The organism is Solemya pervernicosa gill symbiont, from assembly GCF_002020875.1.
Classification (GTDB): Bacteria; Pseudomonadota; Gammaproteobacteria.
The window spans coordinates 63295-78605 of sequence record NZ_MPRL01000002.1; the positions used below are offsets into that span (position 1 = coordinate 63295).

Genomic DNA, 15311 nt, shown 5'->3' on the forward strand with positions numbered 1-15311 from the left:
ACGACGAACCCTGCGTCTAGTGGTTGCGCTCGCTCAGCATATTCTCGAATTAATCATCCCAATACCTCTTCTATTCGATACCTGCTGTTAACAGCGGTTGTGCTGTTTCTGCTGCTTTTTAGTGTTTCTGCATCAGCGGCTGTTCCACCCACACCTGCGAGTAACGTAGGTGACACCGTTCTCAATCCAGTGACCGGACTCGATACCACCGTTGTCGAACTGATTCCTGCCAGCTCCGGCGAGATTCAGTATGTGGTGACCAGTGATGGTGGTTTTCTTCTGACCAAGACAACAGTTGGAGAAACCGTTCAGGAGATTGGCGGCAGTAATATCTACACGATTGTTTCTACGGGTACGAACGGTGCGGGTCATGTTGTTAGCGTCTTCTTAAAACTCGATCCGGCTGATGTCGATGAGGTCGCAACGTCTAAGGACGTGTACACCAGCTATGTCGTCGACGGTGGCGGTGGCGGCGGAGCGGGTGCTGGGGAGTTTGTTGCGCCGGTGGCCACCTCGGGTGTCATCGATGAGGTTTCAACCGGCAGAGACGGTGATGATGGTGGTAACGCCTACGGCATTGAGATCTGTTTTTTTGGCTGCTTCACGATCGGTAAGGCGGGTTCGGATGGTGACGATGGAGCGACCGGTCCGGCCATCAATCGCGTCGTGGAGACGACGCATGGCACGATCAATTCCACATCTGCGGAGACCCCCGGAATTACTGTTGCCAGCGTCGGTGGTGATGGTGGTGACGGTGGTGACGCCTATGGTGTCTTTGATGGTTATTCAGGTGGCAATGCCGGCAATGGCGGAAGCGTTTCGCTGACAAATAAGACCGACGTGTCAACCACGGCCGATCATGCTGAGGGAATCTTTGCCTATAGCCAGAGTGGCATCGCGGGTGATGGTGGTAACGGCTATATCTTCGCTGGTGGTGGTTCAGGTGGTGAGGCGCGTGATGGCGGTAGTGTAAATATCCGTAATGAGGCCGATATCAATACCTTTGGCGAGGGTTCACACGGAATCTACGGCCTGAGTGTTGGTGGTGCCGCGGGAAGTGGTGGTGATAGTTGGGGCATCGTCGGGGCTGGTGGTAGTGGTGCCGATGGCGGTAATGGTGGTTCGGTAACGATTACCAACCTCGGTACGGTTCACACGCGTGGCGAGGGTGCACACGGCGTCTTTGGTCAGAGCATCGGTGGCACTGGTGGTGACGGTGGTGATGCAGGCGGCATCGTCGCTTTTGGTGGTGATGCCACGACCGGTGGAACCGGTGGTGCAGTTTCTATAACAAATACCTCAACGGCGAAGATCTATACCGATGGGGATTACTCAGTCGGTGTGTTTGCTCAGAGCATCGGTGGCGGCGGTGGTGATGGTGGTGGTGCGGGTGGTATCGCTTCATTCGGTGCCTCGGCCGGAACGGGTGATAACGCCGGTAGTGTCGAGATAACCAATGATGCCGGTAGCCTGGTGACAACCCTGGGTATTAGTGCACACGCGGTTCAGGCACAGAGCATCGGTGGTGGTGGCGGTTCGGCCAATGCCGGTGGTGGATTGGTCTCACTGGGCGGTAGTGGAAGCTCCGGTGGTAACGGTGCGGCCGTGACCGTCACCAACAGCGGTGTGCTCTCAATCGCAGGCGTCGATGCACGCGGCATCTTTGCGCAGAGTATCGGCGGCGGCGGTGGCTCGGGCGGTGGTTCGGGTGGTCTGGTTGCGCTGGGTGGTGGCGGTTCCAGTGGTGGTAATGGTGGCACGGTGACGGTGACCAACACCGCAACGGGTTCGATCACCACTGAAGGGAGTGGTGCCGATGCCATCTTTGCCCAGAGTATCGGTGGTGGTGGTGGTAGTGGTGGGTCATCGGGTGGACTGGTTGCACTGGGTGGCGGCAGCACTGCCGGTGGCACGGGCGGTGTGGTCTCGGTGAGCAATAGTGGTTCATTGAGTACTGAAGGTGACTTGGCGCGTGGCATCTTTGCCCAGAGCATCGGCGGTGGTGGTGGTGCCGGTGGTAGTTCAGGTGGACTGGTGGCGATCGGTGGCTCCGGTGGTTCAACCAGCAACGCCAATGCGGTCACCATCGATAATGATGGATCGATCTCAACCCTCGGCAATAAATCGACCGCAATTTTCGCCCAGAGTATTGGTGGTGGCGGTGGTGATGGTGGTAGCAGCGGCGGCCTGATCACGATTGGTGGTAGTGGTGGTTCGGGTGGTGATGCCGACCATGTCACGGTGAGTCACGGTGGCATCATCTCAACGGCGGGCAACGACGCCTTTGGCATCGTTGCTCAAGCAATCGGTGGCGGTGGCGGTAACGGTGGATCGAGCTACTCCGGTTCCGTTATCGGTGGACTGGCAATCGGTGGTTCAGGTGCCTCGGGTGGTGACGGTGCCGAGGTTACCGTCACCATGGATAGCTTTGACTCAGGCGGTAGTCAGATTCCCTCAATTTTGACCACACTCGGCGACCGTTCAGTGGGTGTGTTGGCACAGAGTGTTGGTGGTGGCGGTGGTAATGGCGGCACCACGGTTCAGGCAACCGTTGGTACCTTCGCAGCGGTCTCAGTCGCACTGGGTGGTGATGGCGGTAGTGGTGGTGATGGCGGTCGAGTTGAACTCGATGGTACCGGCGGAGCAGTCACCACCAGTGGTGATAGTGCGACGGGTGTATTGCTGCAGAGTGTTGGTGGCGGTGGTGGTAATGCAGGGCTGACCGTCTCATCGGCGACTCAGTTAGGTGTCTCGGGTGGTTCCGTGTCGGTGGCGCTGGGTGGAGAGGGTGGTAGTGGTGGTGACGGCGGCATAGTCGATGTTGATAGCACCCTGAATATCAACACCTCAGGAGATCTCTCTCACGGTTTTGTTGCACAGAGCGTCGGTGGTGGCGGTGGCAATGGTGGAACCACGGTCTCTGCCTCTGCCAGCCTTGCGGCGGCGGGTAGTGGTGCTGTCTCAGTTGCGGTCGGTGGTGATGCGGGTACCGGGGGTGTCGGTGGCAACGTCGATGTAACGCTTGATGGGCAGTCACACACCCGTGGCGATCAGTCTGATGCGATAGTGATTCAGAGTGTCGGTGGCAGTGGCGGCAACGGTGGTATGACCGTAAGCGGTGCGGCAGCGGGTGCCGGTGCGGGTAGTGGTGCGGTTGCGGCCGGGGTTGGAGGTAGTGCCGGTGATGGCGATAGCGGTGGCACGGTCAATGCGCAGCTCACGGTCGATATTCAGACCGAGGGTGACGGTTCGGATGGTGCGGTTATTCAGTCGGTCGGCGGCAGTGGCGGTAACGCTGGCCTGACCATCTCTGCCGGAGCGGCAGGTGCCGGTGTCGGCAGTGGTTCGGTCTCCGTGGGTGTGGGTGGTTCGGGTGGCACGGGTGGTGATGGCAATAGTGTTACTGCCGACTACAGTGGCGACCTCTCAACCTCAGGTTCTAACGCTACCGGCATTTTGGTACAGAGCGTCGGCGGTGGTGGCGGTAACGGCGGCGGTTCAATTACCGTCACGCTGTCGGGTTCTGGCTCTGGTAGTGGTGCCGTATCGGTAGGGCTGGGTGGTAGCGGTGGTGCGGCCGGTGACGGTGGCAGCGTCAATGTCAGCGTCAATGTCAGCGGCGTTGATGATGATGGTAACGGTATCTCTACCAGTGGCAGTAACTCGAACGCCTTTGTTGCGCAGAGTGTTGGTGGTGGCGGTGGTAACGGTGGTTATTCAATCACCGCCAGTGGTGCAGCTGCTGGTACTGGTAGTGGCGCGGTGAGTGTCGGACTGGGTGGCAGTGGCAGTGGCGGCGGTGACGGTGGTGAGGTCAACGCACTCGATATCCTGGCCGATCTCTCCACCTATGGAGACGATTCGGTAGCGGTGCTGGTACAGAGCGTCGGTGGCGGTAGTGGTGGTTACAACATCTCCGGCAGCTCTGCATTCTCAGGTACCGGCAGTGGTGCCGTATCGGTAGGGCTTGGTGGCCAGGGATCATCCGGCGGTGCAGGAGGTGATGTCTCGGTAGTGACTGAGGGTACGCTCTATACCGAGGGCGATCGCTCCGCAGCGCTGATCGCACAGAGCATCGGTGGTGGCGGCGGTAGCGGAGGTTACAACATCTCTGGTAGTGCGGCGGCCGCCGGTGTCGGCAGTGGTTCGGTCAGCGTTGGTCTGGGTGGCTCAGGTGGCTCGGGTAGTTCGGCCGGAACTGTCGATGTAACCACCAGTGGGAATATCCATACCCTCGGCGAGATGTCCGTCGGCCTGCTGGCACAGTCGGTCGGTGGTGGTGGTGGTGGTGGTGGTGGTGGTGGTGGTGGCGGTGGCGGTAGTGGTGGCTACAACATCTCCGGTTCGGGCTCTGGTGCGGGTACCGGTAGTGGCACCGTCAGTGTCGGTCTGGGAGGTAGCGGTGGATCGGGGGGTGATGGTTCAACGGTGACCGTCAGCGTGACTAATGATGTCACCACTGAGGGTGACAACTCTGGTGCCGTGATCGCGCAGAGCATCGGCGGTGGTGGCGGTAACGGTGGTTATGACATCTCAGCCGGACTCTCGGGCGCGGCAACCGGTAGCGGCAGTGTCGCCGTCTCAATTGGTGGTTCGGGTGGAACGGGTGGAGTGGGCGGTATCGTCGATACCAGCGTCACCGGCACTATCGCGACTTCAGGTGATAACTCCGTTGCGGTGCTCTCACAGTCAGTGGGTGGCGGAGGCGGTAATGGTGGTCTCTCTGTAAGCGGCACTATCTCTGGTACGAGTACCGGTAGTGGATCGGTATCGGTAGGTCTGGGCGGCAGCGGTGGTAGTGGTGGTGCATCAAATAGTGTGACCTCAACGGTTGAGGGTAGCGTGACGACTCAGGGTAATAGCGCCTCGGGCGTGGTTGCGCAGAGTATCGGTGGTGGCGGTGGTAACGGCGGTATGTCGGTGGCTGGTGCGCTCTCCGGAGCAAGCAGCGGCAGTGGTGCCATCACGGTTGGTATCGGCGGCTCGGGCGGCTCGGGTGGGCTCTCGGGTGATCTGCTCAGTAGTGTGACCGGATATGTTCAAACCGGAGGTGATGATGCCATGGGCGTGCTGGTGCAGAGCATCGGCGGTGGTGGCGGTAGCGGTGGTAATACTGTCTCCGCTTCGATATCAGCGGTCAGTACCGGTAGCGGTGCGGTTGCTGTAGGTATCGGTGGTTTTGGTGGCGGTGGTGGTCAGGCGGGTGCTGTTGATAGCACTGTGACCGGCGGTGTTGTCACCAGCGGTGATCGTGCAAGCGCAATCCTGGCGCAGAGTGTTGGTGGCGGTGGTGGTGCCGGTGGTAATAGCGTCACAGGTGCGGCGTCGTTCAGCAAGAGTAATGGTGGCGTGGTCGGCGTCGGCGTCGGTATCGGTGGATTTGGTGGTGATGGTGGTAATGCCGGCAGTGTCATCAGCCGTGTTACGGCAACCGAGGCGCGGCCCGTTATCGCAACTGCGGGTGATGATGCCAGTGCCGTAGTGGCACAGAGCATCGGTGGCGGTGGTGGTAATGGTGGCACCAATATCTCAGGCACGGCCAATATAACGGGTAATAGCGGTGCCTCAATCGCCGTCGGTATCGGTGGTTTTGGTGGTGGTGGTGGCGATGCTGGTGATGTCACCCTCGACAGTAGTGGTGTAGTGAATACCAGTGGTGCCAATTCACACGGGGTGATGGCGCAGTCGCTCGGTGGCGGTGGTGGTAACGGCGGTACCAATATCAGTGGCGCACTCTCGCTCAGTAATACTGGAACCGGTGGTTCGGCTGCGATCGGTATCGGCGGCTTCGGCGCGGGTGGTGGTGATGCGGGCAGTGTTGATCTCGACTTTGATGGAACCGTCTCGGCACTAGCGCGAGAACTGGTGGCAGAGTCGATCGATCCCGAGACCGAAGAGGTTATCCCTGCGCATTACGTCACCAAAGCGGCTGGCGGCTCACACGGTGTCGTCGCGCAGAGTATCGGTGGTGGTGGAGGTAACGGTGCGATCAACATCAGCGGTGGTGTCTCCTACAGCAAGGGTGGTGATGGCCACGCACTGGTGGTCGGTGTTGGTGGCTTTGGTGGTGATGGTGGATCGGGAGGTGGTGTCGACCTGACGGTGACTGGTGGTGAAACGATCGACTCCTTTGGTGATGAACACTCGGCACTGCTGGCACAGAGCGTTGGTGGCGGTGGCGGTAATGGTGGCATCAATATCAGTGGAGGGATGACCTCAGATGCACCGATCGTCTTTGGTCTGGGTGGTCTGGGTGGTCTGGGTGGCGATGGTGGCACGGGTGGTGACGTGACGCTCGATGCCGTGGCTGATACCTCATCCTGGGGGCGTGGCTCTTCAGCGATTGTCGCCCAGAGTATCGGCGGTGGCGGTGGTAACGGTGCGCTTAATATCAGCGGATCGATGTCGATCAGCAAGGAGAGTACAACACCTGCCGTGACAGTTGGCATCGGCGGTTTTGGCGGTATTGGTGCGGTGAGTGGCGATGTCCTGATTGGGCATGAGGGCACGGTAGTCACCGAGGGTGACTGGGCTCACGGTCTGTTCGCCCAGAGTATCGCTGGTGGCGGTGGTAATGGTGGCATTAATGTCGCCGCAGGTGGCGCTTTGGCCGATTCGGCCAACTCTGGAGATACGAGTGATTTCACCCTGGTTGCCGGTCTCGGCGGGCATGGTGGTGATGGCGCAGATGCCGGTCTTGTAACAGTAGTGACAACCGGTGCAATTACTACCGTGGGTGAGTATGCCCGGGGTATCTACGCCCAGAGTCTCGGTGGTGGTGGCGGTACCGGTGGAATTAACATTAGCGCCAATGTTGCGCAGAAGAGTTCCCCGATTAGCATCGGTGTCGGTGGCTTTGGTGCCGGTGGTGGTGACGCTAATGCCGTTGATGTAAGACGTGGTACAGCTGAGAGTGATGCTGGTCTTATCTCAACCAACGGTAAGGGCAGTATCGGTATTGAGGCCTCCAGTATCGGCGGTGGCGGTGGTGATGCCGGTATCAACCTGATGCTCTCAGCAACCTTTGCCGATGGCAGTGGCGGGGGAGCCCCCGATCTGGACCCTGCGCCTGATAGTGGCTCCACTCGCACCCATCCGACCTATCCCGGTATCGATGAGAGCGTCTTCTCAAACTTCGACAGCGTGATCGACGAGCTAAACAGACGCAACGGTCACACCGATCCAGATCCCGATCCCGATCCCGATACGCCTGATTCAGCCGATAAACCCGCCTATGCGATACAGCTGGCAATCGGCGGTGCCGGTGGCGAGGCGGGTCATGGAGAGCGTGTCGATGTCGATAACTACGGCAATATTCTGACCCAGGCCGATTTTAGTCAGGGTGTGCTGGCACAGAGCATCGGCGGTGGTGGCGGTAACGCCAATTTCAATCTGGCGCTGGCCTATGCGGATAAGAGTGAGGAGAACCTCGGTCTCAACGTCGCCATCGGTGGAGCCACGGGAGATGGTGGTAACGGCGAGGAGGTTACGGTCGATCACGTCGGCATCATCGAGACCTACGGTGTCGGTTCGACCGGCATCCTGGCGCAGAGCATCGGTGGTGGCGGTGGCAACACCGGTATGGATATCGCCTATTCGAAACAGAGTGGCGGTAAGGTCGGCATCTCGATCGGTCGCATGGGTGGTACAGGTGGTTTTGGCTCTGATGTGGCAGTTAGCTCAGACGGTACGGTCCATACCTTTGGTGATGATGCCTTTGGCATCCTCGCACAGAGTGTCGGTAACGGTGGTGGCAATAGTTCATCGACCAGTGTCTCGGGCAGTCTACCGAAATCGTCCGACGCACCGATTCACGGCTTCGGTGTCGCTATCGGCCTTGAGGGTGGTGTTGGTGGTGCAGCGGGTCGCGTCGATGTTGATGCCTCAGGTGCTGTTGTGACTGAAGGCGATGGTTCGCACGCAGTTTTTGCTCAGAGTGTTGGTGGTGGCGGTGGTAACGGTGGTAATGCGACTGGTGCGACATTCAAGTCGACCAAGGCAGCACTCTCGCTCGGTGGTGAGGGCGGCGAGGGCGGCATCGGTGGGGTGATCTCGATTGTTAGTGAGGCGGGTGTACAGACCAGCGGTGAAGCGGCGATCGGTATTCTGGGTCAGAGTATCGGCGGTGGTGGCGGTACCGGTGGCATGGGCCGTGCGGGTGGTCCCCAGCCGCAGGCCAATAGTCTCTACATTACCATGGGTGGAGCGGGTGGTACCGGCGCATCGAGCAGTGAGGTGACGGTTGATAACAACGGTATCGTGGTGACCGATGGCACCCTCTCACACGGCATCCTGGCACAGAGTCTTGGTGGTGGTGGTGGTATAGCCGGAATCACCGCAAATCTGCTGACGGCCACCGCAGATAAGGCAGATAGTACCCAGTACTCGCTCTCATTGGCGATGGGTGGAGATGGTGGCGATGGCGCAGTCTCTGGTGCTGTTGAGGTGACCAATAGTGGCGCGATCCAGACCATCGATGATCAATCGGTGGCGATCTTTGCTCAGAGCATCGGTGGCGGTGGCGGTGGTGGTAATGCGAGCCATGTCATTAGCAGTGTTCGTACGGCTAACGGCACCAGTGATCAAAACTCGAACAAGATCGGTTTGACGATTGGTGGCAGCGGTGGCACGGGTGCTGCTGCCGGTCGTGTTGATGTCTCTAATCTGGTCGAAGAGGGTGAGGAGAACTCCGGGCTGATAATCACGGCGGGTGATGGTTCGCACGGCATTATGGCGATGAGTGTTGGAGGAGGTGGCGGTAACGGTAGTACCACAACAACCTTTAGCCACACCTCTGGCACATCGGCATCGGCAATCAACCGTTCGCTCAGTTTCAGCATGGGTGGTGCAGGTGGTACAGGTGGCATCGGCACCGATGTCGGTGTGATAAACGAAGGGGGTATATTCACCTCGGGTGCAGCGGCGCATGGCATCGTGGCGCAGAGCATCGGCGGTGGCGGTGGCAATGGCGGCTCAGCAACCTCGATTAATACGGTGCTGGGGGCTGTTAAAGAGCAGAGCAATGAGATCGCTTTCGCCATCGGCGGTAGCGGTGGTGACGGTAATGCTGCTGGAAGTGTCTCGGTCGATAACAGTGGCTCGATCGAGGTCACCGGTGAGGGCTCCTACGGTATCTTTGCGCAGAGTGTGGGGGGCGGCGGCGGTAGTGGTGCCTATGCAACGGCCAGCTCCGGTTTCAATCAGGAACAGATGCTGCTTGATGGTGCGATCGGAGGCTGGGGCGGTGATGGTGCTGACAGTGGCGATATCACCATTGATCACACCGGTTCGATCGTCGTTGATGGTGATAATGGCTACGGTATCTTTGCCCAGACGGTTAGCGGTGGTGGCGGCTCTGCCGGTATCGCCATCTCCCGTTCACTCTGGACGGCTGCAGACTATGTGCTGCCTCTGCTGCTGGGTAGTAAAGATGGCAGTAACGGCGTTGCGGGTAGTGTCACGGTTAACTCATCCGGCACTATCGCCGTTACGGGCGATAACAGTCAGGCGATCTTTGCCCAGTCGGTCAACGGCGGCGGTGGTGATGTTGAACTGTTCCTCGATCTAAGCCAGAACGCTGCTGAGCATGGTGACGATAGCGTCGTGCTTGATCCCAACGACGGTTTTGTCGATGAGGTGATAGCCTTTATCACCACTCCCATTACCCTGGGTACCGAGTGGGTGGAGGATGCGATTGGCAGCGCCATTGAGGCGAGTCATGTCGGTGATCTGATCTCCTGGGGTGAGAACGCCTCGGCCAGCATTACGCAATCGATCGGTGGTGGTGGCGGAAGTGGCACCATCGAATTGGGTGCTGATGGTGATGCTCAGGCCAATGTGACGATTAATCTCGGTAGCAGTAACTCCAGTAACAGTGGCGGTGGCAATGTCTCTGCCACCAGAACAGGTAACGTCTACACGCTCGGTGATCTCTCCGATGGCATCAATGTGCAAAGCATTGGAGGAGGAGGTGGGCAGGTCTCAGTGGTCGCCAATCTGCCCGCAACGACTACGACAGCAGCACCAGCGCGCGCAAAACGTTACAAGGCACAGGGCGCAGCGCCGGCAGCAGCACCTGTCTACAACACCATCACACTCGGTGGCGACGGCAGTGTAGGTGATCATGGAGGTGTGATCGACCTGACCTACAGCGGTGATGTTGTGACGGCCGGTATTCGCTCGCCAGCTATTGTGCTGCAGAGCATCGGTGCAGGTGGTGGTGACATCCGTTCCACTGGAGTGGAAGATCTGGAGGTTGTCTTTGGTGCCACGGGTAGTTCGGTCGGAAATGGCGGCGCTATCACACTGGTCAATAGTGGTGTAATCGGGACCGAGGGTGAGCTTTCACACGGCATTGTTCTGCAATCGATTGGCGGCGGTGGCGGCCTGGTGCTGACTGACCAGGATGAGGCCGACATCGTCTATCGGTTCAACAGCGATAACAGTGGCAATGGTGGCGATATTACCTTCACCCAAACGGGTGAGATCAATGTCTCGGGTGATCGCTCTATCGCGGTTGTGGCTCAGAGTCTCGGCGGTGGTGGCGGGATGGTCGATCGTCTCTATGCCGGCAGCGCTGGTGGTAGTGGTATGGCCGGTGCAATCTCGCTCGATCTCACCGGCAATGTAATTGCCAGTGGTAGTGAAGGTGTGGCGATCTTTGCCCAGTCTGAGGCAAACGACGGTAACGGTAATATCGAAATCACCCTGGCAGCCGAGTCGCTGCTCTATGCCGGTGAGGATGGCGCGGGTGTCTGGCTCTCCGGAGGTGCTACCAATCGGGTAACGAACTACGGTTCGATGATGACCTTCGATGAGCTGGCAGCTTCTACGTTGCTTGGCTCAACGGGTGATGACCGAATCGATAACTACGGACTCATCTACGGTCAGTTCGATCTGGGTGGTGGTGCAAACAGCTTCAATAACCATGAGGATGCGATCTTTGTCTCAGGGCCAACCCTTTCGCTGGGTGGTTGGGAGAACCTGATGCTCAATGATGGTCTGCTCTATATCGGTGATACTGGATTGGCACAGCCGACCACGCTGAGTGGCAGCTTCACCCAGTCTGCAACGGGAATCACCTATGCGGAACTCGATTTTGGTACCGATTTGATCGACAACATCGCGATGAGTGGTGCAGCCGATCTGGCGGGTGAGATCGATGTGAGGCTGCTTAACCCACAGCTGGTGCCGAGTGGAGTGTTCCAGAAGGATATCTTTACCGGTGAAGAGGGCGTGACAGACAGCGGTATGTTCCTGACTACCGCGCCATCGATGGTCATCACCTATGAGGTGAACTACCCAACGGCCAATAGTGCGGTGCTCGACTATGAGGTCGACTTCTCGCCAAGCGGCATGAGCGACAATCTCAATGAGGTAGGCGACTACTTTAACCGGGTACAGGCGGCGGGCAGCACTGAGGCACTGGCCGATACCGTGGTCAATCTGCTCTATACCGATAACATGGAAACCTACCGCAATACCCTCTCGCAGATGTCGCCAGACTTCTACGGTGCACAGCAGGTGGGACTGATTAGTGGTAGCCAGGAGTTTGGCCAGCGCATGATGAGCTGCAAACAGACGGATGGCGCCTATCGCTTCAATCGTGAAGGGAGCTGCAGCTGGGGTGTGGTTGAGAAGGGCGAGGCGGTACACAGCGCCTACGGTGACTACAAGCAGATCGATCACACCAGCCAACGTGTTGCCGTGGGTGCACAGCAGCGACTGGAGAATGAGTGGTCGGTCGGTGTTGGCTTCTCAAACGAAGGCATTCACTCCAAGGGCTTCAACGGTCAGTGGGTCTCTGAAGGGGTGTCACGACATCTTGGTCTGGCACTGAAGCGCAGTTATGGCCCGACCAAGCTGGCCGCCGCACTCTCCTACGGCTGGAACAGCAGCGATACTGAGCGTACCGGTGTGGTAGTCGATCCCTTTGCCACCGTGGTAGAGCGTGAGACCGATGCCCTGGGTGCGTTACTGCGCCTCTCCTACGACTTTGAGAGTGAGCGCAGCTACTTCAGGCCCCAATTCGATATTGGTCTGACCCGTGTTACATCTGAGACCGCCAATGAGACAGGGGCGGGTCCGCTTAGTCTGACCTTCTATGAGCACGATGAGACGCTCGGTTGGGTGAGGCCAGCGGTCGATTTCGGTCACGAGGTGGAGTTTAACTCGGGCGACAGACTACGCCTGTCGGCCAATCTGGGGGCGCAGTTCTATATCGATGAGCCAACCACATCGGTCTGGGCGGGTCTAGAGGGGGCGCCAGATGGAATTGATCCGATGATTGTGGCGATTAATCTGGGTGATACCACCTACCACAGCTCACTGAGCCTCGACTATCTGACGCGCGAAAACTACACCGTACAGCTTCAGTACGGCATGATTCGGTCGGATCGAATCGATGCCAGACGTGGCATGATCAAGCTGAGTCTGCCTTTCTAGATTCAGTGAACAGGGAATTAAAAAGGTGGCGACGGGTGTCGCCACAAAAATGCTCGGAGATACGAGCTACTAACTCTAGGCATGACCTCCAGGGATTGGAGGTCTATCGATCTTGAAGCGGGCCGATTGGCGTACTACGAATGAATCGCTGTTCTAACAATTGGGCTGAATTTTAACGGAAGCCCGGTCTCAAACGGGTCCGAGAAATGAGTTCTGCTGCCGGCGGTGATTAAAGGTTTGGTTCAGTTGGTGTATTGTTGGTTCTTAGACTTGTTCAAAACATGAATGTTGCCTCTGGAATACAGGGAGAAATACCGGGGGCGGTAGAGTAGTCGCTGATCATGAACGAAAACATAATTCTTAAACATCTCAATCTGCTGCTGGTAGATGACAATCGCCACATCCATGCAGAGCTGAACGCGCTCTTCTCCACCATCTTTAAATCGATCTCACTCGCCTACGATGCCGAATCGGCATTGGAGATGTTTGCTACTGATTCATTCGATGTCGTCATTACTGATATTGAGATGCCCGGTATTGATGGTCTGTCATTGATTGAGAAAATCCGCGCCAGAAATTGTGAGATTCCGGTCATCGTGCTCAGTGCCTATACCGATAAAGAGTATCTGTTTCGGGCGGCCAATCTACAGATTGATGGCTATATCACTAAGCCCCTCAGTTTTAAGAAGCTTGAGCCGGTATTAAAACGCGTTGCCGCCCGTTTGGAGCGACTCATAAAAGAGATCGCAATCTCCGATGAGATCACCTACCAACCACTTTTCAAACTGCTCTTCGTCGATGGCGAAGAGGTTAGCCTCGGTGGTAAAGAGTGCCAGCTGCTTGAGCTGTTGTTGTCCAATACCCATCGAGTTATAGGCAAGCCGGAGATCAGTAAAACTATCTGGCCGAATGAGCTGGTGACCGAGTCTGCATTGAAGAACCTGCTCGGTGAGTTGAGGAAGAAGCTGAAGTACAGTGTCATCTGTAACCATCCAGGTCGAGGCTGGGTGTTGATGACCAAGTCGGCGTGAAATCTATCGGCTTCACAGCTCGTTCACTCGTAGCACTGCTCTCTTTACTGATAGTCACCCCTCTAACAGCTGCTGACAGTGTCAGGCTTCAGCTCAAGTGGACACACCAGTTTCAATTCGCCGGTTATTACGCGGCCGAGGCGCTCGGCTACTACCGTGATGCCAATCTGGAGGTCGAAATTATAGAGGGGAGTCCCGATATAAATACGGCCGAGGTGGTCCTCAAGGGGGATGCCGAATATGGAGTTGGGAGCAGCAGTCTGCTTCTGCTGCGTGAAGCGGGGAAACCGCTTGTGGTGCTCGGGGTTCTCTTTCAACACTCCCCATATGTGCTTATCTCACGGCGTGATAGCGCTTTGCAGAGCCTTCACGATCTGGTCAATAAACGTTTAATGATCGAACCTCTGGCCGATGAATTGATCGCCTATCTTAAAATTGAAGGCCTTGATCGAGGTCTGGCAGACATTCGAGAAGGTGAACACAATCTCGAAAGTTTTATTGCCGGTGAGGTTGATGCCATCTCCGCCTATGTCACTAGCGAACCCTATGCGCTCAGACAAAGAGGGGTGGATATTAATATCTATTCACCTCGTTCTGCCGGTATCGACTTTTATGGCGATAACTTTTTCACTACCGATGATGAGTTGTTGAACCATCCAGATCGCGCTGCGCGTTTTCGTAACGCCAGCCTCAAGGGATGGCGTTACGCAATGGACCACCCAGAAGAGATTATTGATCTGATTCTGAATGAGTACTCAAGCACGAGGAGCAGGGAGGAGCTGGTCTACGAGATGGAGTCGATGCAGAAACTCATCCACCCCGAGCTGATTGAACTCGGTTATATGCTGGATGGTCGCTGGCAACATATTGCTGAAACCTATGCCACGCTTGGAATGTTGGGTGGTGAAGTGGATCTGGATGGTTTTCTCTACAGAGAAAATGGCGGCCAGGATTATCAGCTCGCCTACAGGGTGGCGGCGGTCGCTTTCTCGGTTCTTCTGGTGACCATTATATTGAGTCTGAGATTTTCATCACTCAATAAAAAACTACTACGACTGCTTCACGTAAAGTCGAAATTTGCCAATATCGGTGAATCGGTCAATCACATCTCACACCAGTGGAAACAGCCGCTTAATGATCTGGGGCTGCAGGTAATGCTGCTTGAGCAGACGTTGTTCAATGAACCTATCTCTGAAGATAGTAAAAAAATCGTGAGAAGGGCGACAGCGAAGAGCCACGATCTCCTCGAGTTTATGGCCGGTACGGTCGATGTGTTTAGCGGTTTGATGAAAATGGGTGGAGAGAGCATCGACTTCTATCCAGATTCTATCGTGCGCAAGGCGCTGAGTTTCGTAAGTGATGCCTTCGAACTCGACGGCATTGTGATTACGTCAAGTTTTGATGATGGTGTGCAGCTTAACGGCAATCCTGCTGAGTTTGCCCATGCCGTGCTGGTGATTCTCAATAATGCCCGCGACGTATTTATCGAACGCGGCACCGACTCTCCACGGATCGCTGTGAGATCACGAATGACGGCCAATGGTCACTATCGGCTCGTGATCTCCGATAACGGTGGTGGTATTACCGTTAAACCTGTCGAACGGGTCTTCGATCTGGGGGTGAGTGACAAGAAGAATGATGAGTCTGGTGTGGGACTATATATCGCTAAAAAGCTTATTGAAGAGGGTTTTGGTGGAAAGGTAATAGCCAGCAATAGTCAGGATCAGGATGGTGCGCTCTTCAGTGTCACTATTCCTGGACATGTTCAGTCGGTCTAGTTATCGAACGTGCAGTGCGCTGTTAACGTAAGGATTGCGTGCTACTCTTCGGTGCTGA

At 56.8% G+C, this 15311-nt stretch carries 3 protein-coding genes; all 3 read left to right on the top strand.

The window, feature by feature from the left end; genetic code table 11:
* Window positions 1–99 precede the first annotated feature (99 nt).
* Window positions 100–12444 (top strand): autotransporter outer membrane beta-barrel domain-containing protein, encoded by a 12345-nt coding sequence (locus BOW52_RS16900; protein ID WP_078482196.1) that lies wholly within the window; start codon window positions 100–102, stop codon window positions 12442–12444.
* 341 nt (window positions 12445–12785) lie between these two features.
* Window positions 12786–13475: a response regulator transcription factor gene (locus BOW52_RS00905; RefSeq protein ID WP_078482197.1), complete on the top strand. Its 690-nt coding sequence runs from the start codon at window positions 12786–12788 to the stop codon at window positions 13473–13475.
* Window positions 13472–15253 (top strand): ABC transporter substrate-binding protein, encoded by a 1782-nt coding sequence (locus BOW52_RS00910; RefSeq protein WP_078482198.1) that lies wholly within the window; start codon window positions 13472–13474, stop codon window positions 15251–15253. The genes BOW52_RS00905 and BOW52_RS00910 overlap by 4 nt, the downstream gene beginning before the upstream one ends.
* The last annotated feature ends 58 nt before the right edge of the window (window positions 15254–15311 follow it).